The following is a 24495-nucleotide window of genomic DNA, read 5'->3' as shown; positions in this document are numbered from 1 at the left end:
TGACAAACTCGTCGAGGCCCTGCGCGCGGCCCTCACCGACAACGAGCGGTTGCTGCGCGAGAACGACCAACTCATTGCCGCAGTCACGGAACCGATCGCGATCGTGGGCATGGGCTGCCGACTGCCGGGCGGGATCTCCACGCCGGACGACCTGTGGCAGCTCGTGGCAGACGGACGCGACGGCGTCACCCCGTTCCCGTCCGATCGGGGCTGGAACCTGGACGACCTGTTCGACCCGGACCCCGACCGCCCCGGTACGTCCTATGTCAGCGAAGGCGGCTTCCTGCACGACGCCGGCGGGTTCGACGCCTCGCTCTTCGGTATTTCGCCGCGTGAGGCGGTGGCGATGGATCCGCAGCAGCGTCTGCTGCTGGAGGTGTCGTGGGAGGTGTTCGAGCGCGCGGGCATCGACCCGACCTCCCTGCGGGGCAGCAGCGTCGGCGTCTTCTCCGGGCTCATGTACCACGACTACGCGACCGGTCTCGGCGAGGTGCCCGAAGGACTGGAAGGCTTCCTCGGTACCGGGAACTCGGGAAGCGTGGCCTCGGGGCGGGTGTCGTACGCCCTGGGTCTGGAGGGCCCCGCCGTCACGGTGGACACGGCGTGCTCGTCCTCACTCGTCGCTGTACATCTCGCCGCGCAGGCACTCCGCGGCGGTGACTGCTCGCTTGCTCTGGCAGGCGGGGTCGCTGTCATGGCGAATCCGTCACCATTCGTCGAGTTCTCCCGGCAGCGGGGGCTGGCGCGCGACGGCCGGTGCAAGGCGTTCGCCGACGCGGCCGACGGAACGGGCTGGGCCGAAGGTGTCGCCGTGCTCCTGCTGGAGCGGCTGTCGGATGCACGGAGGCTGGGCCACGAGGTCCTCGCGGTGGTACGGGGGTCGGCCGTCAACCAGGACGGCGCTTCCAATGGACTCACCGCGCCGAACGGACCCTCCCAGCAGAGAGTGATCCGGCGGGCGCTGGCGAACGCCCGATTGTCTGCCACGGAGGTCGATGCGGTGGAGGGCCATGGCACCGGGACGACGCTGGGTGACCCGATCGAGGCGCAGGCTTTGCTGGCGACCTACGGGCAGGACCGTGCACAGGACCAGCCCCTGTGGTTGGGGTCGTTGAAGTCGAACATCGGTCATACGCAGGCTGCGGCGGGTGCTGCGGGGATCATCAAGATGGTGCAGGCGATCCGGCATGGTGTGCTGCCGGGGACGCTGCATGTGGATGAGCCATCGTCGAAGGTGGACTGGTCGTCTGGGTCTGTGGAGTTGCTGACGGAGTCCAGGCCGTGGCCGGAGGTGGACCGTCCGCGCAGGGCGGGTGTGTCGGCGTTCGGTGTGAGCGGTACGAACGCGCACGTGATTGTGGAGCAGGCCCCGGTTGCTCCTGAGGTTGCGGTGGCGTCCGGAGTGAATGATCCGGGAGCTGCCGTCGTGCCGTGGCTGATCTCCGGCGCCTCGGCGAAGGGGCTGCGGGGCCAGGCGGAACGCCTGCAGTCGTTCGTACGGGAACGCACCGAGGTCGATATCGAGGGTGCCGGACAGGTGCTCGCCACCTCGCGTGCCCAGCTGCCCCATCGTGCGGTGGTGGTGGCTGCGGGTCGTGGTGGTGCGTTGGCTGGTGTGTCGGTGTTGGCGGGTGGTGGTGTGGGGCCTGGTGTGGTGTCGGGTGTGGCGGATGTGTCGGGTCGGTCGGTGTTTGTGTTTCCGGGGCAGGGTTCGCAGTGGGTGGGGATGGGCCGCGATCTGCTTGATTCGTCGTCGGTGTTTGCGCGGGCGTTGACGGAGGTCAGTGGTGTGTTGGGGTCGGTGAGTGGGTGGTCGGTGCTGGATGTGGTGCGGGGTGTTGAGGGTGCTGTGTCGTTGGGCCGGGTGGATGTGGTGCAGCCGGTGTCGTTTGCGGTGATGGTGGCGTTGGCGCGGGTGTGGGAGTCGTTCGGGGTGCGGGCGGATGCGGTGGTGGGGCATTCGCAGGGTGAGATTGCGGCTGCTCATGTGGCGGGTGTGTTGTCGTTGGAGGACGCGGCCCGGGTGGTGGTGTTGCGCAGCCGTGCGATCGCGGGTGGTCTGGCCGGCCGTGGCGGGATGGTGTCGGTTGCTCTTCCGGCTGAGGAGGTGCGGCTGGGTGAGGGTGTGGAGCTGGCCGCGGTGAACGGTCCGTCGTCGGTGGTGGTGGCGGGTGATCCCGAGGCGTTGGACCGGTTGGTTTCCGAGTACGAGGCACAGGGTGTCCGGGTTCGGCGGGTGCCGGTGGACTACGCGTCCCATACCTCCCATGTCGAGTTGATCGAGGCCGAGTTGGCCGATGTGCTTGCAGGGTTGAAGCCCGGGTCGGCAGCCATCCCGATGTATTCGTCGGTGGACGGTCGTTGGGTGGAGGGAACGGAGCTGGACGGCGGTTACTGGTTCCGCAATCTGCGGCAGACGGTGCGGTTCGCCGACGCCACCGCTGCTCTCGTTGCGGAGGGCTTCCGGGCGTTCGTCGAGGTGAGCGCCCATCCCGTCTTGGCGCACAGCATTCAGGAGACCCTGGACAGCAGTCCTCAGACGCCGAGCGTTGTCACAGGGACCCTCCGACGCGACGACGGAGGACCGGACCGGATCCTGCTGTCCATCGCCGAACTCCACGTCAGAGGGATTCCCGTCGACTGGACCCCCGCGTTCGGTGAACCGCGTTCCCCTCGAGTCGAGTTGCCCACGTACGCCTTCCAGCACCAGCACTACTGGCTGGAGTCAACCCAAGGAGCACGTCACACCGTGACCGGTGATCTCGTCCCCCCAGCACCGTCCGTCCCCGTCACCGATGACGAGATTCCCGGATCGGCCCTGGCGCACAAGCTGGCCGAGCTGTCCAAGGACGAACAGGAGCAGTTGCTCCTGGACCTCGTGCGTGCCGAAGCCGCCACTGTCCTGGGTCACGAAACCCCGGAGTCCGTGGAGTCGGGCAGCGTCTTCTTCGAGGTCGGTTTCATCTCGCTGACCGCCGTGCAGTTCCGGAACCGCCTGTCCGACGTCACCGGCCTGGAACTCCCCGCGATGCTGATCTTCGACCATCCCACGCCGACCGAACTCGCCCACCACCTGCACGCGTTGCTGAACGAGAAGGGCTGAGAGCCGTGTTCGCAGTCGATACCTATCTGAAGGCCCTGGATTACGAAGGACCGACCGACCCCACTTGGGAGACTCTGCGGGATCTCCACAAGCGGCATCTGATCGCCCTTCCCTACGACAGCTCCCTCAACACGGCCCGGGGCGCGGCACTGTGGGCGGGCGTTGACATCGACGCGGACGCAGTCTTCGACGAGATCGTCCTCGGCGGGCGCGGAGGTGTGTGCTACGAGCTCAACGGTCTGTTCCGCCTGCTGCTCCTGAAACTGGGCTTCGAGGCGGGGGTGCTCGCCGCCGGCATCCGCCAGGTCGACGACTCCTTCGGACCCGACCTGGAGCATGTGTTCAACTACGTCAGGCTCGACGGCAGACTTCTGCTCGTCGATGTCGGGTTCGTAGGCCCGTCCTACCTCGAACCGCTGCCCGTGGTGACGGACCGGATCAGTCAGCAGTACGGCAACCAGTACAGGATCGTCGCGCAGGACGGCTATCACGTGGTGCAGCGCAAGGGGCAGGCCGGGGACTGGCAAGCCGTGTACCGGTTCGAGCCGAAGCCCAGAGAGCTGGCGGAGTGGCTGGTGCCGTCCGCCGAACTGGAGCACTTCGCCCGCCGGCTGGCGGGTGCGGGGACGGTCGTGCGCGGGCGTGCCTTCGACAACGGGCAGCAGATCCTCATCGGCAAGCGGCTGCTCACAGTTGACGGCGGACACGACCGGATCCGGGGCGTGATCGATCCGGCCGACCACGCGCGTGTCCTGGCCGACATCCTCCGGACGGAAAGGGCGGAACGGTGACCACCGCGGACTCCTCCGCCCCTCCCCGCACGGGCACCACCTCCACCGACGTCATCGTGGTCGGATACGGCCCGGTCGGGCAGGTCACCGCGTTGTTGCTGGCCGCACGCGGCTGGCAGGTCACCGTGGTGGAGCGCTGGCCCACGCCCTATCCGATGCCGCGGGCCGTCTCCTTCGACGGCGAGTCCGCCAGGATCCTGGCCGCGGCCGGAGTCGGCGACTCCATGGGCGAACTGGGAGAGCCCTCGCGGGACTACGTCTGGCGCAACGCCGCCGGGCAGACGCTCTTCCACGTCGACGTCGCCGCCACCGGGCACTCCGGCTGGCCCGACTCGACCTCCATGTACCAGCCGGGCCTGGAAGCGGCTCTGGCCGCGCGGGGTGAGGAGCTGCCCAATCTGCGCGTGCTGCGCGGGCATCGGGTGGTCGCTCTCAAGGACCACGGCACGCGCGTGGAGATCACCGTGGAGGGACCGCAGGACGCACCCCCCCACGACCGGCAGCTGTCCGCCCGGTGGGTCGTGGGCTGCGACGGTGCCAACAGCTTCGTACGGGAGGCCATCGGCGTCACGGCGACCGACTTCGGGTTCTTCAACGACTGGCTCACCTGCGACGTGAAGCTGCACGAACCGCGCGAGTTCGTGCCCAACAACCTGCAGATCTGCGACCCGGCCCGGCCCCGCACCGAGGTGTCCGCCGGGCCCGGGCACAGGCGCTGGGAGTTCATGCGCCTGGCCGACGAGCCCGCCGAGGAGTTCGGAAGCACAGCCAACGCCTGGCGTCTGCTCGGCCTGTTCGGGATCGACCGCGACCGTGCCACCCTGGAGCGCCATACCGTCTACACCTTCCAGGCGCGTTACGTGGACGAGTGGAGGGTTGGCCGGGTGCTGCTCGCCGGGGACGCCGCCCACCTCATGCCTCCGTTCGCCGGACAGGGCATGTGCTCGGGGTTCCGGGACGCCGCCAATCTGGCCTGGAAACTCGATCTGGTCCTGGCCGGCCGGGCCGACGAGCGGCTGCTCGACACGTACACCAGCGAGCGGCGCGAGCACGTCCGGCACGCGCTGAAGATGTCCATGGATCTGGGCCGGGTCATCTGCGAGACCGATCCTGCCGCCGCGAGGGACCGTGACACGGTGATGATCGCCGTACGCGAACGGGGCATCGGCACCGCGCAGCCGCGGTCCGCCGTCCAGGCGTTGACCACCGGACTTCTCCACGGACGGCAGAGTGACGGACAGCCCGTCGCCCCGGCCGGAGAGCTCGTGCGGCAGGCCGTCGTCGCCCGCGCGGACGCCACCGGACTGTTCGACGCCGTGGTGGGGCCGGGCTTCGCCCTGCTCACTACGGCTCCGCCCGCCGAACTCCTCGACGGCGACCGACTGGCGCTCCTCGAGCGGATCGGTGTGCGCCTCGTGCATCTGCTGCCCGCCGGGACGCCGGCCGCAGGGGTGACGGCGCCCGCCGTCGTGGACGTGGACGCCGTCTACCTGCCGTATCTGGCCGAATGCGGGCCCGGGCCCGGTGGCGGGGCCGTGGCTCTGCTGGTGCGACCCGACTTCTACGTCTTCGGGGCGGCCCGGGACCGGGACGCACTGGCCTCGCTCGTCGATGACCTGCACGCCCGGCTCGGGTCCGGGGCACTCATCGGCTGACCCGGTGGGCGGCCGACGGACCCTATGGTCCGGCCGGCCCGCTGAGCAGCCTCGCCACATGATGAGCCAGCTCCAGGGACTGCCGGCCGTTGAGCCGGGGATCGCAGGCGGTCTCGTAGCGCGTGCCGAGGTGGGCGTCCCGGATCTCCTGCGCGCCGCCCAGACATTCGGTGACATCGTCACCGGTCAGCTCCAGATGGAGGCCGCCGGGATGGGTACCGAGCGCGCGGTGCACCTCGAAGAAGCCGCGCACCTCGTCGAGGATGCGCCCGAAGCGCCGGGTCTTGTATCCGGTGGGGGACAGATGAGTGTTGCCGTGCATGGGGTCGCACTGCCAGACCACCTGGTGCCCCGACGCGGTCACCTTCTCCACGACCGGCGGCAGGACGTCGCGCACCCGGTCGTTTCCCATCCGGCTGATCAGGGTGAGCCGGCCGGGGCGCCGGTTCGGGTCCAGCCGCTCCACGTACTCCACGACCTCCTCGGGGGTGACAGAGGGGCCGATCTTCAGACCGACCGGGTTGGCGATCCGCTCGGCGAAGGCGATGTGCGCCCCGTCGAGGTGACGCGTCCGCTCACCGATCCACAGGAAGTGGCCGGACAGGCCGTAGAGCGGGTGAACGGCCGGTCGGCCGGTCACCGTGTCCTCTTCTCCCGGTCCTCCCGGTCCTCCCGCCGACCGCCGTGCAAGGGCGCGCTCGTAGTCCAGCAGCAGGGCCTCGTGGCTGGTGTAGATCTCGGTACCCGACGCCTCGGCCTCCGCCCGGACGATGCGCATCGCGGCCTCCGAGGCCGCATGGGCGCGCAGCATCCGGCGGGGATCGGGTGTCCTCGCCACGGCGTCGGACACCAGGGAGTTGACGATGTCGCCGCGGTACGAAGGCAGCCCGTCCGCCTCGAAGGGGCTCGACCGGGGTTTGGCGTACTGGCCGGCGACGCGCCCCATCGTGACCACGGGAAGCCCGGAGGCAAGGGCCAGTACCTCGGCGACGCACAGCAGCGTGCGCAGATTGCCCAGCACGTGCGCGTCGGTGTTCCCGGCGAACGTCTCGGCGCAGTCACCGCCCTGCACCAGGAACGCCCTGCCCATGGCCACCTGCGCCAGCCGCTCCCCGAGCCGGTCGACCTCCGCGACCTGCACGGTGGACGGCAGCCCGTCCAGCACCTCGCTCACCCTGCGGAGTTCGTCGGGGTCGGGCCAGTCCGGCTGCTGCTCGGCCGGCCGGGCCAGGGCCTCGGCCGGCGGATCGTGTGCCTCGGCCGGCCGGCCGTAGGCTGCGCCCGGCGGACCGGGAACGGCAGTTGAAGGCGCCGAACCGGGGACACCGGCCGGTGCCGCGGGCGTGTCGCACGCCCCCAGAGACGTGGTCATCGGCCTCAGCCCGTCTTCCGGAGGTTGGCCCAGAGATCCGCCGGAAGATCCTTGCGGCGTCGGATCTGGAGCTTGCGGTACACGCGGGTGAGGTGCTGCTCGACGGTGCTCGCGGTGACGTACAGCTTCACCGCGATCTCCCGGTTGGTGTAGCCCAGGACGGCCAGGGAGGCGACCCGCCGCTCCGAGTCCGTGAGCGAGGCGATGCCCTCCAGCCCGTCCGCCATCGACTCGGCGCCGCCCAGGTCGGCGGAGACCGACAGCAACTCCTGTGCCAGTGGCTTCATCTCGCACATGTTCGCCACATGGAGGGCCTGCCGAAGCAGCAGCCGCGCACGTCGCTTGTCGTTGTTGGCCTGATGGGCGCGGCTGAGCTCGGCCAGCACGCGGACCTGCTCGAACCGGTCGCCGGATGCCTCGGCCAGGTCGATGGCCTCGGTGAGCAGCGGCAGCCGGCGCCCCGGCGGACCCGCGGCTGCGAGCAGGCGCAGGGCCGGGCCACGGGTGCGCGAGGTACCGGCCCCGGGCCGTGCCAGCTGCTCGTGGATGAGACGCCTGGCCTGGTCCTTGTTGTCGAGGCGGAGCCACGCCTCGGCGGCGTTCGTCCGCCAGGGCAACAGCCCCGCCGTGTCCAGCCCCCAGTCACGCAGCAGCTCGCCGCAGGACAGGAAGTCCGCGAGCGCGGCATGGCAGTGGTTGGTGGCGAGGTAGTGGTGACCGCGCGCGTACAGGTACTGGAGTCCGTACCTGCTGTGGAACATCGTGTCGCTGACCGAGTGGGCGAGCTGTCTCGCCGCCTCCTCGTGCTCGCCCATGCGGGTCGAGGCGAGGATCAGGGTGCTCAGCGGCAGCCCGACCGCGATGCCCCACGAGCGGGGCGTGAGCAGGCCGAGAGCGTTTCGGGCATGGCGCCCGGCGGCGGCGAGGTCGCCCTGCTGCACGGCAACCTCCGCGCGCGCGGCGGCGAACACGGCATGGGACGTCGGGGCGTTGTGGGCCTCGGCCGCCGCCAGCAGCTGATCGCACCAGGCGGCGGCGGCATGCAGGCGGTCCACTTGGATCAGGACCCGGACGGCCACGAGCGCGGCCTCCTCCGCCCAGGGGCTCCGGCGGTGCAGCGGGAGATCGCGCAGCACCTGCTCCGCGCGGTCGGCGGCGTCCTGCGCCCGGCCGCGGGACAGCGCGTCGGACAGGGCCGCCGCCGCCTGCAGCTGCGGATCCGTACCGGGACTCACCACACCGTGCCGCAGGTCGGCCGGCAGGACCGGCGTCCTGCGGCCCCGCGCCAGCGCGGGCTGTGTCCAGGCCAGCCACACCTCCATGTCGCGCAGCGCCCCGGCCTCCGCCGGATTCGTCGGGTTGGCGCTGCCCGCACGGGCTCGCAGCTGTGCCAGTACGTCGCCCGCCTCCTCGTTCCTGCCGTGCCACAGGAGTTGCCTGATCAGCACAAGCCCGTCGGACAGGCTCAGCTGGTCGGCGCGGACCGCCGCGGACAGCGGTGCCAGGTGCCGAGCGGCAGAGGAGGGACTGAGCTGCCACTCGGCCTGGGCCAGCCTCGCCCGCAGCGCCGACCGGGACCGCTCGTCGGTGCTGGAGCGATGGGCCAGCTTCAGACAGTCGGCGGCCAGTTCGAGACGGTCGTCGAGCAGTGCGTGCTCCGCCGCCTCCGAGAGGACCGCCTCGGCCCAGGGAACCTGGGTGTGCCCGGCCTCGATGAGATGGCGGGCGACGTCCAGCGCCCCCGCGCCGCGCTCGTACAGGAGGTGGGCGGCACGCCGGTGCAGTTCGGACCGGTCGTGGGCGGAGAGGTCGTCGAGCACGGCCGTCCGCCCGGCCGGGTGGCGGAATTGGCCCCCGTCGAGGAGCTCGGCCGCGTTCAGCGCACGCAGCGCCTCCTCGGCCGGGTCGGCCGTGCCGAGGTCGCCGGACATGAGCCGGCCGATCTCGGCCGTCGAGCTGCCGGGGCCGAGCACCGCCAGCGCCCGTGCCGCCCGCAGCATGATCGGGTCGGTGCGTTGGAGGCAGCTCAGCAGGGCCAGACCGTACCCCTGCGCACTGGGCGCGCCGCCGGGCTGGCGGTGGTCCTCGATCAGGGCGTGCAGCAGCAGCGGGTTGCCGCCGGCGGCGGAGAGGAACTCCTCGCCGACCCGCTGCGCGCTCACCTCCCCGAGACCGTCGGCGACCATGCGCAGCGCACCGGACCGGGAGAGCGGCTCCAGACGCAGACGCTGCGCGTAAGGCGGCCGGGACAGCTCGCCGCGGAACCGGCGGTTCAGCGGCCACGGGGTGGTGTGGTCGGTCAGGACGAGAAGGATCCTGGACTGCCCGAGCCGCCGGACCAGGTGGAGCAGGAACTGCAGGGACGGGACGTCGGCGTTGCGCAGATCGTCCACACCGAGCATCAGCGGGACGTCCGAGGCCAGGTCGAGCAGCGCGACGGAGAGTTCGTGGCAGGCGCGGACCACCGAGGGATCCGGGGCATCGGCCGCGTCCCCGTCGCCGAAACCGCCGGACGCGAGTCCGTCCAGCAGCGCAGCCACCCGGTGCGCCGGTCCGTCGGGCCAGACCGTACCGCGGAAGAGCTGATTGACCACGCCGAACGGCAGCGCACGCTCAGCGGCGGAGCAGCTGGCGCTCAGGAAGCGGGCCCCGGAAGCTGTCGCGTGCGCCGCGAAGGCACGCAGCAGTTCGGTCTTGCCGCCGGCGATCGGCCCCTCCAGCAGGACGGTGTGGCCACGGTGCGCGAAACAGTCGGTGAGCAGCTGGTCCAGTCGACGCATGTGTTCGTCTCGTTCCACCAGCGAAACCACTCGATCCCCCAGGACGTCATGTTCGTGATCAACGGAGTCTGCGACCCGCAGCAGGCGTAACTGGCCAGGTGCGTGACCTCGACCGTGCTCCCGGCCACCTGTGTCCGTGGCCGTACGGGCTGTGCGTGATCGACCGTCTGTGCGGTGCAGGGCATCGAACAGGCCCCATTGCGCGCTCCCCCTGCCCGGATTCCATGATGGTCGGACATCGCCTACTCCCCGGGAACGGGCCACCCACGGGCTGCCTACTGGGGCATTCCGGCCAATGTTCAGGGGGGTACCCATGGGGTGGCGGTCTCCGATGTCGGGTGAAGCCGTCCGCATCCCCCTAAGACCCACTGTTTCCATTGAACTCGGCCCACCCGGCGCTCACGATCGGCTCCGTCATCGACAGCCATCGAGGAGCATCCGTATGCCCAATCGTCGTCAGTTCGTCATAGGATCCGCGGCAGCGGCCGTAGCCACCGTGAGCGGGGGAGCGGCGCTGGTGAGCAGCAGCCGGGGACCATCAACCTCGCACCCGAGAGCCTCACGGAGACCCGGCACCGGTGGGCCCGTCGCCACCGGGGTCCCACGGGCCACGTCCACCAACCTCACCAAGTTCGCCGACTCGCTGCGGATACCGCCGGTCCTGATCCCCGGCGCCTCGCTGACGATCCGCCAGAAGGCCGCCTCCGTCCTGCTCCACTCCCAGCTCCCGCCGACTCCGGTGTGGACCTACGAAGGGTCCTTTCCCGGACCGACCATCGAGGTGTCCACCGAGCAGCGCCTCAAAGTGGCTTGGCTCAACGAGATCGGCGGAGCCTTCCCCGTCACCGGTATCCAGGTGCCGTTCACGGATCTCGACTCGATCCTGAGCCCCGGCCGGGGCTCAGCCACCCGCGACGCCTCCGTCGCCGCCCTGCCCGCCTGGACAGTCGTCCACGTGCACGGCGCGGTCACCGGTGGCAACAACGACGGATGGACCGAGAACGGTGTGTCACCCGGCGACGCTCAGCTCTCCGAGTACCCGAACGGTCAGCGGGCCACGGGCCTCTGGTATCACGACCACGCCATGAACATCACGGCGTTCAACGTCTTCGCGGGGCTGGCCGGCAGCCTGCTGGTCCGGGACGAGGAGGAAGCCGCCCTCAACCTTCCCAGCGGGGCGTACGAGATCCCGCTACTGATCAACGACCGCAATCTGGACACCGACGACGCGGGTGTCCCGACCGGACGGCTCCTGCACCGGATCGGCTACCTCGACACCGGCACGGCAAGTTCCCCCACCCGCCTGAACCTGCCGTTCATAGGCCCGTACAACCTGGTCAACGGGGTCATCTGGCCGTACCTGGAGGTGGCGCCGCGGTGGTACCGCTTCCGGGTGCTCAACGGGGCCAACACCCGCCCGTACACCCTGCGTCTCCAGGTGGAGAACGCGGACGGCACCACGACACCGGTCACCGGGGCCCTGGTCCAGATCGGCAGCGACCAGGGGCTGCTGCCCAGCCCCGTCACGCTGGACGCGGTGACACTGGCCCCGGCCGAACGGGCGGACATCCTCATCGACTTCGACGCCTTCCGCGGCAAGCGGCTCCAACTCGTCAACACCAACAGCAACGGGCCGTCCCCGCTCGGTCCCGAGGTCATGCAGTTCCGTGTCGGGGCCACAGCCGTCACCGACCCGTTCAGCCTGCCCGCCACCACGTCGCCGTCGTTCGTCCGGCTGACACGGTCCGCGATACCCGCCGGGCACACCAGTCGGTGGATCGCCTTCGGCACCTCGGACGGCACTCCGCTCGGCCACCCCGAAATGTGGGAGCTGTCCGAGACCGCGTCCGGCTACCAGGCGCAGGACGGCGACCGGCTCGTCCGCGTCACGGACCAGGGCGGCACACTCCGTACGTTCCGCAAGGAGGCCGCCGCCTTCGACGACAAGGTCGGATTCTTCGTCGAGAGCAGCGGCTGGGAGGTGTGGAACTTCCTCCACCTCGTCGGCCCCGGGCACCCGATGCATGTCCACCTGCTGGGCTTCCAGGCGCTGAACCGGGATGTCTACACGGTCTCCAGTGCCACCGGGCCGGGTACGGACGTGGTGACCTGGACCGCGGGCTACGACCGGGTGGGCGCCCTGGGGGACGAGGAGAAGGGCTGGAAGGACACCATCAGGATCGAGGAGCACGAACTCGTGTCCGTGGCGGGTCAGTTCACCGGAGCCACCGGCCGGTTCGTCTACCACTGCCACATCCTGGAGCACGAGGACGAAGGCATGATGCGGCCCTTCGTCGTCGCCCCTCGGGAGATCCTCGACCGTATGCCGCACTCGGCGCACCACCACTGATCCGGACCCGCGGCACGCACGCGGGGAGGCGCTCCCGGAGCGCCTCCCCGCACGTCGGCCGTTCGATGCTGTGTCAGCCGGCCGTGGACTCGCCCGTGAGGCTGTGCAGGCAGGCGATCAGGCTGCGGGCCTCGACGTTGACGTAGTGGCTGTGGCGGAGCAGCCCGACGAGCTGGTGCAGAGTCAGCCACCTGAAGTCGGGGCCGGGATCAGGTGCGTGGTCCGCATCGGTCTCGATGACGAGATAGCGGTTGCGCGCGTGGTAGAAGCGCCCTCCCTCCTCCGACAGCAGGCTCTCGAAACGGATGCGGTCGGGACCGGCGCGCAGGACGTCGTCGAGGAACCGCGGGCGCGCGGCGGACGGCAGCCAGTCGTAGTTGTCAGGTGTGCACTGCACGGTCGGAGCCAGCTCGATGACGTCCAGGAAGCCGGGCTGGACACGGGCGTTCACCAGGGCGTGCAGCACACCGTCCACCCGCTTCACGAGGAAGGCGTTGACGCCCACCCCGACCGGCTCCACGACCGGCTGGCTCCAGCCGGCGACCTCACGGCGTTCCGTCTCGACGTCGATACCGATGACTCTGAAGAAGAGACCGGAGTCATGGGTGACGGCCTCCGGGCCCCGGGTCCACCCGGTCACCTCCCGCAGCGGTACCCGCCGGGCGCGGACCTCGTGGCGGGTACGGGTCTCGGTGATCCAGCTCAGCGTCTCACCGATGGTGTGCAGCCCGGCGAGATCGGCACTGCTGGAGCGGAGGACCGACCGCCGGAATTCCTGCCCCTGGAACGGGAAGCGATCGGCGAGACCGGTTCCCGAGAACGGCAGGCAGGACAGCACCGTACGGGAATCCATATTGATCACCGCATCGCCCGCCAGCAACTGATGGATCTGTCCCAGGGTCAACCACCGAAATCCTTCCAGCAGTTCGACTTCCTGGTCGGTCTCGACAATGATGTTGCGATTGCGCTTCTGATAGAACCAGGCGCCCTGCTCGGACTGGAGCACATCGGCGAGCACCTTCCTGCGGTTTTCCTCCTGGAAGTACTCGACATACGGTACGAAGCTGCCCCGGTGCACCCGGGTGTAGTTGCTCCGGGTGGCCTGCACCGTGGGGGACAGCTCGACACCGTCGACATTGCCGGGCTCATTCTTGGCCTGCATGAGGAAATGCAGTACGCCATCGAATTCCTTGGCCAGGATTCCCAGGATTCCGATCTCCGGCTGGTGGATGATGGGCTGGGTCCAGGAGGTGACCGCGCCCGCCGGCACCTCGGCGGCGAGTCCTTCCAGGCTGAAGAACCTGCCGCTGTCGTGCACGATGTTGCCGGTGTCCGGATCGGTCCGCCAGTTGACCAGATCCGTCAGGGCGATCCGCTCCACGCGCGCCACGTCGATCCGCCGGCGCTCGTCGAACCACTGCTGTACAGCCGGAAGGCCGGAGAGCCCTGTGAGCGCGAGTGCGGATTCGGCGATTCGCTCGGCATTCCTCTGATCCACCGTCAACGTTGACACAATTCCGGACACCGGGCCTCCCTGTCGCACGCAATAATGTCGCCCACTATGCCGGGATGCTGATTAGCCGGGCCATGCGGTGCGGATAATCAGGGGACGCATAGGGGGGTATTTGTGGGTTCCGGGGCCCGGGTCAGGGGGTTGACGGTCCAGGAAGGACTTGCCTACCGTCATGCCGAATTCAATGAATCGAATAATTCCCCGGTGCGCGACCGGTCAGCCCGATGGAGGTCGTGGAGTGAAGCATTCTTCCGGGGGGAGCCCCCCGAATCCCCGTGTGAACCCGGGCCCGCTGAGAATCGGTGTGGTCGGCTGTGCGGGGATCGCCTGGCGTCGCATGCTTCCGGCGATCGAGCGGAATCCGGACGTGGAACTGGTGGCCGTCGCCAGCAGGGACGAGGCCAAGGCCCGTCGCTTCACCCGGCGCTTCGGCGGCGACCCGGTGGCCGGCTACGACCAACTGCTGTCGCGGGACGACATCGACGCGGTGTACGTACCGCTGCCCGCCCTCCTGCACGCCGAATGGATCGAGCGCGCCCTGCTGGCGGGCAAGCACGTGCTGTCCGAGAAGCCGCTCGCCGCGACGTCCGAGGACGCCGCCGCGCTCGTCAAGCTCGCCGAGTCACGTGGACTGGCGCTGCTGGAGAGCTTCATGTTCCTGTGCCACCCCCAGCACGCCCGGGTGCGGCAACTCGTGGCCGACGGTGTCGTCGGCGAACTGCGCACTCTGACAGCGGAGTTCGCCTTCCCGGCCAAGGGCGAGGACGACATCCGCTACCGGCCCGACGTGGGAGGCGGGGCGCTGACCGACATCGGCGTCTACCCCGTTCGCACAGCCCTGCTGTACCTGGGAGAGGAGCTCGACGTACTCGGGGCCGCCCTCCACATGGACCATCGGCTCGGGGTCGACCTGGGAGGATCCGCGCTCCTGGCGAACCGCGACGGGGTGACCGCCCATCTGACCTGGGGCATGGAGCACGCCTACCGTTCGCGCTACGCCCTCTGGGGCAGTGCGGGGCGGATATCCACCTCCTGGGCCTACACGCCGCCCCCCACCCACGGTCCGGTGATTCGCATCGAGCGCCAGGACCACGTCGAGGAGCTCACCCTGCCGGCCGAGGACCAGTTCGCCCATGTGGTCGCGGCGTTCGTCGCACGTGTACGTGACGGGCTGCCGTCCGGCCTGGAGGGCGAATCCGTCCTCTCCCAGGCCCGGCTCGTCGACCGAGTACGGGAGCAGGCACTCCTGAGTTCCCTGTCCGACCGCGAGCCGATGGGGTTGTGATGAGCGGCGCCGAACACACGCAAGAGAACGAGCACCCTGAAACCACGCAGCAGACGCAGCAGACCGAGCACCCTGAGCACGGTCCCATCCTCGAACTGGTCCGGAAGCTCCACCGGGACCAGGAGGCCGGCCGGCGCTTCGTGCCCGGTGAGACGCCGATCCTCCCCTCGGGTGCGGTTTTCGACGAGGACGACCGGGTCTCGCTGGTCGAGGCCGCCCTGAACATGCGGATCGCCGCAGGTCCGGCCGCCCAGCAGTTCGAGCGGGAGTTCGCGACGCTGCTGGGCCGCCGCAAGGCCCACCTGACCAACTCCGGGTCCTCCGCGAACCTGCTGGCCCTGACCGCGCTCACCCAGCGGGAGCTGGGCAGGCGACGGCTGCGCCCCGGCGACGAAGTGATCACGGTCGCGGCCGGATTCCCCACCACGGTCAACCCGATCGTGCAGAACGGCATGATCCCGGTGATGATCGACGTCTCGCTGCGGACCTACAACACCACCGCGGAGCGGGTGGCGGAGGCCGTCGGGCCCCGCACGAAGGCCATCATGATCGCCCATGCCCTCGGCAACCCCTTCCCGGTGGCCGAGGTCAGGGAGATCGCGGACGAGCACGGTCTGCACTTCATCGAGGACAACTGCGACGCCGTCGGCTCCTTCTACCGGGGCAGGCCCACCGGCAGCTTCGGCGACGTGGCCACCGCGAGCTTCTATCCGGCCCACCATCTGACGATGGGTGAGGGCGGCTGCGTGGTGACCGACCGGGTGGCCCTCGCCAAGGTCATCGAGTCACTGCGCGACTGGGGGCGCGACTGCTGGTGCCCGCCCGCCGCCAGCGACACCTGCCACAAGAGATTCGGTCACCAACTGGGCCGGCTCCCCAAGGGGTACGACCACAAGTACACGTTCTCGCGCGTCGGCTACAACCTCAAGACCACCGACCTCCAGGCAGCTCTGGGACTCACCCAGCTGGGCAAGCTGCCGGAATTCGGCGCCGCCCGCCGACGCAACTGGCAACGGCTGCGGGAAGGGCTGGACGGCGTTCGAGGGCTCCAGCTGCCGGAGGCGACTCCCGGCAGCGATCCGAGCTGGTTCGGCTTCGTCCTGACGGTCACCGACGACGCGCCCTTCGACCGCGCCGAGCTCATATCCTTCCTGGAATCCCGGAAGATCGGCACGCGCATGCTGTTCTCCGGGAATCTCGCGCGCCAACCCGCCTATCAGGATGTCGAATTCCGGGTGGTCGGCGATCTGCGCAACAGCGACATCATCACCGAACGGACGTTCTGGATCGGTGTGTATCCCGGACTGACCACAGAAATGATCGACTACGTCGCCGCGTCGATCCGGGAGTTCTCCGCGGGACGGCGCTGACACACGGCGAAACACTGCCGACACCTTTCGCCCGGAGGTCAGGGCGGGCATAGGGGTGGGTGCAGGGGGGTCGAAAGCCTGATTTCCCGACAGAGTTTCGCCGACGCAGTTTTATCGACAGTTCCTGCGATTCACCAAGCGCGGCCTTCCGAGCTGCCGGGCGCGGTATTGCGAACGACAGTCCGCACATCTGGAGAGGCCGTGAGATTGCTACCCGACTCCCTGCCGGGCGCGGTGACCGGGCCGGGTGCCGACGGGGCTCGTACCCCCGAGACCCCACCCGCCGAACGTGCCGCGTCGCCGAAGGGCTCCGGCGACGGGACCTCGAAGCCCCGGCTACGGCTCCGCACCGGCACCCGGCGGCTGCCGGCCGTCCGGCCGGGACTGGCGCTGGCGGTGCTCTGGCTCCTCGCCGCAGTCACCGCCGCGCTCGCCCCCGAACTGTTCACCTCGCGGGATCCCCTCGCCGTGGACACCCCGGACCGGCTGCTCGGTCCCTCCGCCGAGCACCTTCTGGGGACCGATCAGCTCGGCCGGGACCTGTTCACGCGACTCGTGCACGGGGCCGGAGTGTCCCTGCTGTCCGCCCTGATCGCCACCCTGATCGGACTGACCGCGGGAGCACTGCTCGGCCTCCTGGCCGGATTCCTCAGAGGAAGCACGGACATGGTGATCATGCGGCTGGTGGACATGCTGCTGTCCATACCCGGTCTGCTGCTGTCCCTGGTGCTGATCGTGGCGCTGGGACCCGGCACCCGGAACGCGGCCATCGCGGTCGGTCTGACGAGCATCGCCACCTGCGCCCGCATCATGCGCGCCGAAGTACTCAAGGTCCGCGAGAGCCTGTACGTGGAAGCGGCGCACTCCGGCGGAGCACGGTGGCCTCGCGTCCTGACACGGCACGTCCTGCCGAACACCCTCGGACCGGTCTGGGCGCTGGCCGCCCTGGAGTTCGGCACCGCGATCCTCGCGGTCTCCGCGCTCAGCTTCCTCGGCTACGGAGTGCAGCCGCCGACACCGGAGTGGGGCGCACTGGTCTCGGAGGGCCGTGACTCACTGCGGGTCGCCTGGTGGCTGACCACCTTCCCCGGCCTGGCCGTCGCCGCGACCGTGGTCGCCTCCAACCGGGTGGCACGCGCCCTCGACAGCGATCCGAGGGCCGCCTGATGAGCTCCGCAACGATTCCCGGCTCCGAACCCGCCCCGCTCCTCGACGTCCGCGACCTCGTCGTGCGCTATCGGCTGCGCCGCAGTGTCGTCGAAGCCGTACGGTCCGTCAGTTTCACCGTCGCCCCGGGCGAGACCGTCGCGGTCGTCGGCGAGTCCGGATCGGGAAAGTCCACGACGGCGCACGCCGTGCTCGGCCTCCTGCCGCCCGCCGCCGAACTGAGCAGCGGCAGCATTGGCTTCGGCGGCCAGGACCTCACCCGCCTGGGCGAACGGCACCTGCGAGGCCTGCGCGGCCGGGAGATCGCCCTGATCCCCCAGGACCCCGGAACCGCGCTGAACCCCGTGCACCGCATCGGGCGGCAGGTGGCCGAGGCGCTGATCACCCACGGGATCACCGACCGGCGCGGCGCACGCGCCGCCGTACTCGATCTGCTGGCCGACGCGGGCGTACCCGATCCACGCCGGCGCGCCGGTCAGTTCCCCCACGAGCTCTCCGGCGGTCTGCGCCAACGCGTACTCATCGCCATCGCCGTCGCCGCCCGGCCACGACTGATCGTCGCCGACGAGCCGACCAGCGCGCTCGACGTCATCGTGCAGCGCCAGATCCTCGACCACATCCAGTCGCTGACCCGTGCCGCGGGCACGAGCGTCCTGCTGATCACGCACGACCTCGGGGTCGCCGCCGAACGGAGCGACCGCGTCCTGGTCATGGCACAGGGCGAGGTCGTCGAGGACGGTCTGCCGGAAAGCATCGTGTCCGCCCCGACGCACCCGTACACGAAGGCACTCGTCGCCGCGGCCCCGGGCCGGGGGCCCCGACCTCCGGCACGCCCCGCGGCCACCGTCCGGGAACCGGGCGGCCCGGCACCGGAGGCTTCCGACGCCTTCGCCGCTCCCACGGGCCCGGTACAGATCAGCGCCGAGCACCTGGTGAAGGAGTACCGGCTGCCGCGCGCGGCCGGCGAGCGCACGGTCCTGCGCGCCGTCGACGACGTCAGCCTGACGGTCCCGCGCGGCGAGACGCTCGCGCTGGTGGGCGAGTCCGGATCGGGCAAGTCGACCGTGGCACGGCTGCTGCTGCGGCTCACCACCCCGACCTCGGGCCGGGTGTACGTCGACGGCGAGGACGTCACCGCCCACCGAGGGCGGGAACTGCGCGCGCTGCGCCGCCGGATGCAGATCGTCCACCAGAACCCCTACGCGGCCCTCAACCCCCGGCTGACGGTCGGCCAGATCGTCGCCGACCCCCTCACCTCGTTCGGACTGGGGACGCGCCGTCAGCGCACCCAGCGGGCCGCCGAACTCATCGACCTCGTCGCCCTGCCCGCCACGGCCCTGGAGCGCCGGCCCTCCGAACTCTCGGGCGGCCAGCGGCAACGCGTGGCGATCGCACGGGCCCTCGCGCTCAACCCGGGCCTGCTGGTCTGCGACGAGCCGGTGTCCGCACTGGACGTCTCCGTCCAGGCCCAGATCCTCGACCTGCTCGCCGAGCTCCAGGCCCGGCTCGGACTCAGCTGTCTGTTCATCTCCCACGACCTGGCCGTGGTGCGGCAGATCGCCCACCGGGTCGGTGTCATGCGCGCCGGCCGCCTCGTCGAGGAAGGCCCCGCCGAGCAGGTCCTCACACGTCCGGGCCATCCGTACACCGAGGCTCTGCTGGCCGCCATCCCCGGCCGTGAGCAGCTCGGGCAGACCGGACAACCGTCCGCCGCACGCCTCTGAGCACCGGACGACCCGCTCACGCCCGCCCCTTTGACGCAGAACCACCCCCCGCACCCTTCGAGAAGCACCACAAGGAGACAACCCCGTCATGTACACCCGAGCACGCAGACTCCGCTCCACCCTGGCCCTGGCCGCCGGCCTGACCGTCCTGCTCACCGCCTGCGGCGGCACGGACGACGCCGCGTCCGGCGACGCCGCCAACAGCGCACCGAAGAAGGGCGGGACCCTCACCCTCGCCCTCCAGCAGTCCCCGCAGAGCGCCAACCCCCGTGCGTTCACCGACACGGGTGCCGTCTACGTCAACCGGCAGCTCTTCGACTCGCTCGTGAACCAGGACCCCGAGACCGGCAAGATCGTGCCGTGGCTCGCGAAGTCTTGGGAGATCAACAAGGACGCCACCGAGTTCACCTTCCACCTCCGCGAAGGCGTCACCTTCTCCGACGGCACCCCGCTGACAGCCGAGGTGGTCAAGGCCAACTTCGACGACCTGGTCGCGAACAAGGCGAAGGTGAACCCCTCGATCGCGCCGACGGTCAGCGCGTTCACCGAAGCCTCGGTCGTCGACCCGGCGACGGTGACGGTCTCCTTCAGCAAGCCCAACGCGCCCTTCCTCGTCGCGGCCTCCCAGACCGGGCTGTCCCTCGTCGCCCCGGCCACGCTCAAGCTCCCCTGGGACAAGCGCGTCGACAACGTGATCGGCTCGGGCCCCTTCGTCCTGGACACCTTCGCACCCGGCCAGGTCACCCTCTCCAAGCGCAAGGGGTACGACTGGTCGCCCGGCAGTGTCCGGCACACCGGAGACGCCTACCTCGACAAGGTCGTCTTCAAGGTGGTGCCGGAGGCGAGCGTCCGCACCGGCAGCCTCGAGTCCGGGCAGGTCCAGGCGGTCAGCGACGTACCTCCGGGCGACATCGCGTCCGTACGCGACAACGGTCTGAAGCTCGTCACCCGGCCCAACCCCGGCCTGGTGTGGGGGCTGGTGCCCATCTCCGCACGCAAGCCGCTCGACGACGTACGCGTCCGCAAGGCCATCGCCCTGTCGGTCGACCGGACGGAGGTACGCGACGCCGTACTGAGCCCGGACTTCAAGCCCGCGACCAGCGTGCTGGCGTCCACCACGCCCGGTTACACCGACCTCGGCTCCGTGGTGAAGCACGACCCCACCGAAGCGGGCAAGCTGCTGGACACCGCCGGCTGGACCCGCAGCGGCGACGGCGTACGGGCCAAGGACGGCAAGAAGCTCAGCCTCGTCGTCGGCTGGTTCCCCGGCTACACCGCCAGCCAGAAGACCCTGGAACTCATCAAGGCCCAGCTCGCCGAGAACGGCATCGAGCTGAAGCTGCTCCAGCAGACCGGCCTGCAGATCCTCGACGGCCTCAAGCAGGAGAAGTACGACTTCTTCTGGACCAACGGAACCCAGGCCGACGGTGACGTGCTGCGCACCTCCTTCTCCGGAGCGCCGCCGAACTACTACCGGATCAACGACACGACGCTGGAGCCGCTGCTCCAGGAGCAGGTCGCGACCGGTGACCCCGCCGCCCGCAACAAGATCCTGGCCCAGGCCCAGCGACGCATCGTCGAAGAGGTCGTCTACCTCCCGGTGTTCGAGCAGACGACCGTCGTCGCCACCGGCAAGCAGGTGCACGGACTCACGCTGGGCGCGGGCGCCGGGCTGAACCCGCTGACGCCCGTCTGGCTCTCCTGACGGTCCGCCGTCCCCGCTCCCACCCACGTACCGAACGACTGATGAAGGAGGCGATCGTCGCCATGCCGGTGACGCTCGACGAACGAACCCGTGCGCTCTTCGACGGCCGGAACTTCCCGGTCATCGCCACCGTGAACCCCGACGGAAGCCCGCAGTCCTCGGTGGTGTGGGTGAAGCGGGACGGCGACACCCTGCTGTTCGTGGCCCCGGTGGCGCGCGGCAAGGCAAGGAACCTGGCACGCGATCCGCGGATCAGTGTCTCGGTGTTCGATGCGGCGAACCCGTACAGCTCGGTGGAGGTGCGCGGGATCGCGCACCTCTCCGAGGACGGCGCACAGGAGCTGTCCGACGAACTGGCCCTCAAGTACCTGGGGGAGACCCACGCACCGCCGGACGGCCTGGTGCGGGTCGCCGTGCGGGTCGTGCCCGAGAAGATCATCGCCTTTCCCCGGACCTGACGCCAAGGAGGACTCCCATGTCCATACGAGCACTGATCATCGACATACCGTCCAACGGACATCTCTTCCCCAAGCTGGCACTGGTCTCCGAACTGGTCCGGCGCGGCCACCAGGTCACCTACGTGACGATCGAGGAGTTCGCCGAGAAGGTGCGCGGGGCCGGCGCCGACGTGCTGACCTACACCTCGGTGAAGCCGCTCGAGAGCCTGGCCAACGACACCTCCATCACCCCGACCGAGGCGTTCTTCCGGGAGAACGTCGCCATTCTGCGGGCCGTCGAGGCGCACTACGGCGACGACCGTCCGGACCTCCTCGCCTACGACGAGGCCGCCTTCCAGGCCGGCCGCGTACTGCGCCACAGCTGGCAGCTCCCCGCCGTCCACCTCGCGCCGAGTGTCGTGTCCAACGCGCACTACTCGTACTTCGAGCGGATCTTCGCCCTCGCACCGGACTTCGCCCTCACCGACCCGGTGGACGAGATCTCCGCGTTCCTCGACGAATACGGCATCGCCGACCGGGTCGAGGAGTTCCTGTGGACCCGGCGGGTCCCGGACGAGCTCACCGTCGTCTTCGTGCCCCGGCAGTTCCAGCCCGCCCACGAGACTTTCGACGAACGCTTCGTGTTCATCGGGCCGAGCCTGGGGGACCGGGACTTCCTCGACGACTGGCAGCCGCCGGCCGACGGTCTGCCCACCGTGCTGATTTCGCTCGGAACCGTCAACAACCAGCACATCGGCTTCTTCCGAACCGCCGTCGAAGCCTTCCGCGACCAGCCCCTGCACGCGGTGATCTCGGTGGGCAACGGCCTGGACCCGGCCGAGCTGGCACCCCTGCCGCCCAATGTCGAGGTCCACCGCTGGATACACCATGTGAAGGTCCTCGAACACGCCGCCGCATTCGTGACCCACGGCGGCACCGGCAGCCTCTCCGAAGCCCTCCACACCGCCACACCGGTCGTGGTGGTGCCGCAGGGCGTCGACGTCCTCCCCTACGCGGAGCGGGTGACCGAACTGGGCATCGGCACCGTCGTCCGGCCCGAGAACCTCGATGCGGCGGCGCTGCGTGAGGCCGTGCTCTCGGTGGCGGGCGACGAGGCCGTCGCCCGGCGCGTACGCGAGCTGCAGGAGCACACCCGCGCATCGGGCGGGCCCGCGCTCGCGGTCGACGAGATCGAGAACCACCTCAAGCGGGAGCAGCGATGAAATTCCTCCTCCTCCCTCATCTGCCACGGCAGGACAAGCCGGACGAGCTCCAGCTCAAGGAGCTCATCGACTACGCGGTACGCGCCGAGGAATGGGGGTTCGACGCCTACGGGATCGGCGAACGCCACGACCGCCCCGCCGTGTCGTCCTCCCCACCGGTCCTCCTGAGCAACATCGCCGCGCGGACCTCGAAGATCCGGCTCTTCACCGCCGTGACGACGCTCGGCATGCTCGACCCGCTGAGGGCGTTCGAGGACTACTCCACGCTCGACAACCTCTCCGGCGGCCGCCTCGACCTCATCGTCGCCAAGGGCGCTTACCCCAGGTCCAGCAAACTGTTCGGGATCACCCCGGAGAACCAGTGGGACCTGCTCCGGGAGAACTACGCGCTGTTCCGGCGGCTGTGGACCGAGGACGACGTCACCTGGGAAGGCCGCCTCGGCCGCTCCCTGGAGAACGCCGAGGCCCTGCCGCGGCCGTACCAGAAGAACATCCGGATCTGGCACGGCAGCGGCAGCAGCACCGGATCGGTCGACTTCGCCGCCCAGCACGGCGACCCGGTCTTCTCCTCCAACGGCAGCGGTCCGCTCGACCGCTACGCCAAGCTGATCCACCACTACCGGGAACGCTTCGCCTCCTACGGGCACGACCCCCGCCGGGCCCTCGTCGGCGCCGGTACGGCCGGCTACTTCGGAGCGCGGAACTCCCAGGAGGCCGTCGCCGCCTACCGCCCCGTCTTCGAGGCACGCCTGGCCGTCAACCGCACCTTCGACGGCGGCTCGATCGCGTACGACACCGTCGAGGACTGGATCGAGCACAGTTCCGTCCTGGTGGGCAGCCCCCAGCAGATCATCGACAAAGTCATCGGCCAGCACCAGGAGTTCGGCCACGAGCTCCTCCATCTGCACGTCGACGGCGAGATCCTCAGCCGCGCACAGTACGACGCCACGCTGGAGCTCTTCTTCGACGAAATCGCCCCGGTGCTCCGACGCGAGCTCCCGAGCCGGGCACTGGACGGGAGCAGCTGAACCGATGGCGCGCTATCTGCTGTCACGGGCCGGCCAGGCCGTCTTCGTGATCTGGGCCGCCTTCACCATCTCCTTCGTGGTGCTGTTCGCGCTGCCCAGCGATCCGGTCGCGGTGATGGCCGGACCCAACTCCAGCCTCAGCCCCGCCGAGCTCGACGCGATGCGCGCCGACCTCGGCCTCGACCGCCCGATGACCGAGCAGTACGTGAGCCGGCTCGGCGCGGTCCTGCAGGGCGATCTCGGCCAGTCGATCCAGAGCCGGGAACAGGTCTCCCACCTCATCGGTCAGGCCCTGCCCCAGACCGCGCAGATCACCGGCGCGGGTCTGGGGCTCGGCCTCCTGCTCGGCACGGCGCTCGCGGTGGGCGCCTCGCTGGTGCGGTGGCGCTGGCTGCAGCAGCTGCTGATGAGCCTCCCACCGCTCGGTGTGTCGCTGCCCTCGTACTGGGTGGGCCTGCTGCTCCTGCAGCAGTTCTCGTTCCGATGGCACGTCTTCCCGGCGATCGGCAACGAAGGACCGCAGAGCATGGTCCTGCCGGCACTCACCCTCGCGCTGCCCGCCGGCGCGCTCATCGCCCAGCTGCTGGGCAAGAGCCTGCAGTCGGAACTCCTGGAGGGCTACGTGGAGACGGCACGGGCGAAAGGCGTGACACGGCCGGTCGTGCATGTGCGGCACGCGCTGCGCAACGCCGTCCTGCCTGCCCTGACCATGGTCGGGCTGCTGGTCGGCGGAATGCTGTCGGGTTCCGTGGTCGTCGAGACGGTGTTCTCGCGCGACGGGCTCGGCCGGCTCACCACGCAGGCGGTCAGCGGGCAGGACCTTCCGGTCGTCCAGGCCCTGGTGCTGCTCGGCGCCACGGTGTTCGCCGTGGTCAACCTGCTGATCGACCTCCTCTACCCGGTGATCGACCCGCGCATCGCACGCGAGGGACGACGCCGGCGCCCGCCGGTACCCGCTGCGGTCGGCGTCCCCGTCTAGAGTCTTCCGGCGG

At 69.8% G+C, this 24495-nt stretch carries 16 protein-coding genes; 13 read left to right on the top strand and 3 right to left on the bottom strand.

The window, feature by feature from the left end; translation table 11 throughout:
* Positions 1-19: 19 nt before the first annotated feature.
* The 3 genes from OG257_RS02950 to mhpA are packed head-to-tail and all read left to right on the top strand — an operon-like array spanning position 20 to position 5549.
* Complete coding sequence (locus OG257_RS02950) at positions 20-3103, top strand: type I polyketide synthase (protein ID WP_443054545.1); 3084 nt, start codon at positions 20-22, stop codon at positions 3101-3103.
* A 5-nt stretch (positions 3104-3108) separates the two neighbouring features.
* Entirely contained in the window at positions 3109-3894 is a 786-nt protein-coding gene (locus OG257_RS02945) for an arylamine N-acetyltransferase family protein (RefSeq protein WP_329204459.1), read from the top strand.
* On the top strand, positions 3891-5549 hold the full coding sequence (mhpA, locus tag OG257_RS02940; protein WP_329204458.1) for a bifunctional 3-(3-hydroxy-phenyl)propionate/3-hydroxycinnamic acid hydroxylase MhpA: 1659 nt from the start codon (positions 3891-3893) through the stop codon (positions 5547-5549). The genes OG257_RS02945 and mhpA overlap by 4 nt, the downstream gene beginning before the upstream one ends.
* Positions 5550-5571: 22 nt before the next feature.
* On the opposite strand, the gene OG257_RS02935 is transcribed toward mhpA, so the two are convergent.
* Positions 5572-6921: a 3-deoxy-7-phosphoheptulonate synthase class II gene (locus OG257_RS02935; protein ID WP_329204457.1), complete on the bottom strand. Its 1350-nt coding sequence runs from the start codon at positions 6919-6921 to the stop codon at positions 5572-5574.
* Positions 6922-6926: 5 nt separating this feature from the next.
* Positions 6927-10016 carry a helix-turn-helix transcriptional regulator gene (locus tag OG257_RS02930; RefSeq protein ID WP_329204456.1) on the bottom strand — a complete coding sequence of 1030 codons (3090 nt, stop codon included), beginning with the start codon at positions 10014-10016 and terminating at the stop codon, positions 6927-6929.
* Between the two features lie 127 nt (positions 10017-10143).
* Between OG257_RS02930 and OG257_RS02925 the strand changes: the two genes are divergently transcribed.
* Positions 10144-12051 (top strand): multicopper oxidase family protein, encoded by a 1908-nt coding sequence (locus OG257_RS02925; RefSeq protein WP_329204455.1) that lies wholly within the window; start codon positions 10144-10146, stop codon positions 12049-12051.
* Positions 12052-12124: 73 nt separating this feature from the next.
* Here OG257_RS02925 and OG257_RS02920 read toward each other — a convergent pair whose 3' ends face one another.
* The gene (locus tag OG257_RS02920; RefSeq protein ID WP_329204454.1) at positions 12125-13549 is read right to left on the bottom strand and encodes an NDP-hexose 2,3-dehydratase family protein; all 1425 of its coding nucleotides are present in this window, start codon (positions 13547-13549) and stop codon (positions 12125-12127) included.
* A 292-nt stretch (positions 13550-13841) separates the two neighbouring features.
* Between OG257_RS02920 and OG257_RS02915 the strand changes: the two genes are divergently transcribed.
* The 9 genes from OG257_RS02915 (at position 13842) to OG257_RS02875 (ending at position 24482) form a co-directional block, all read left to right on the top strand.
* Positions 13842-14849, top strand: a complete 1008-nt coding sequence (locus OG257_RS02915) for a Gfo/Idh/MocA family protein (protein WP_329204453.1) — start codon at positions 13842-13844, stop codon at positions 14847-14849.
* Complete coding sequence (rfbH, locus tag OG257_RS02910; RefSeq protein ID WP_329204452.1) at positions 14849-16219, top strand: lipopolysaccharide biosynthesis protein RfbH; 1371 nt, start codon at positions 14849-14851, stop codon at positions 16217-16219. The genes OG257_RS02915 and rfbH overlap by 1 nt, the downstream gene beginning before the upstream one ends.
* A 201-nt stretch (positions 16220-16420) precedes the next feature.
* Positions 16421-17386, top strand: coding sequence for an ABC transporter permease (locus OG257_RS02905; protein WP_329204451.1), 966 nt, complete (start codon positions 16421-16423; stop codon positions 17384-17386).
* The gene (locus tag OG257_RS02900) at positions 17386-19110 is read left to right on the top strand and encodes an ABC transporter ATP-binding protein (RefSeq protein ID WP_329204450.1); all 1725 of its coding nucleotides are present in this window, start codon (positions 17386-17388) and stop codon (positions 19108-19110) included. The genes OG257_RS02905 and OG257_RS02900 overlap by 1 nt, the downstream gene beginning before the upstream one ends.
* 88 nt (positions 19111-19198) lie before the next feature.
* Positions 19199-20815, top strand: coding sequence for an ABC transporter substrate-binding protein (locus tag OG257_RS02895; RefSeq protein ID WP_329204449.1), 1617 nt, complete (start codon positions 19199-19201; stop codon positions 20813-20815).
* 41 nt (positions 20816-20856) lie between these two features.
* Entirely contained in the window at positions 20857-21273 is a 417-nt protein-coding gene (locus tag OG257_RS02890; protein WP_329204448.1) for a PPOX class F420-dependent oxidoreductase, read from the top strand.
* Between the two features lie 17 nt (positions 21274-21290).
* The gene (locus OG257_RS02885; RefSeq protein WP_329204447.1) at positions 21291-22475 is read left to right on the top strand and encodes a macrolide family glycosyltransferase; all 1185 of its coding nucleotides are present in this window, start codon (positions 21291-21293) and stop codon (positions 22473-22475) included.
* Complete coding sequence (locus OG257_RS02880; RefSeq protein WP_329204446.1) at positions 22472-23503, top strand: LLM class flavin-dependent oxidoreductase; 1032 nt, start codon at positions 22472-22474, stop codon at positions 23501-23503. Before OG257_RS02885 ends, OG257_RS02880 begins: the two co-directional genes overlap by 4 nt.
* Positions 23504-23507: 4 nt before the next feature.
* Positions 23508-24482, top strand: coding sequence for an ABC transporter permease (locus OG257_RS02875; RefSeq protein WP_329204445.1), 975 nt, complete (start codon positions 23508-23510; stop codon positions 24480-24482).
* The last annotated feature ends 13 nt before the right edge of the window (positions 24483-24495 follow it).

The sequence above is a fragment of the Streptomyces sp. NBC_00683 genome (assembly GCF_036226745.1).
Classification (GTDB): Bacteria; Actinomycetota; Actinomycetes; order Streptomycetales; family Streptomycetaceae; genus Streptomyces.
This window is presented reverse-complemented; position numbering and strand designations above follow the sequence as displayed.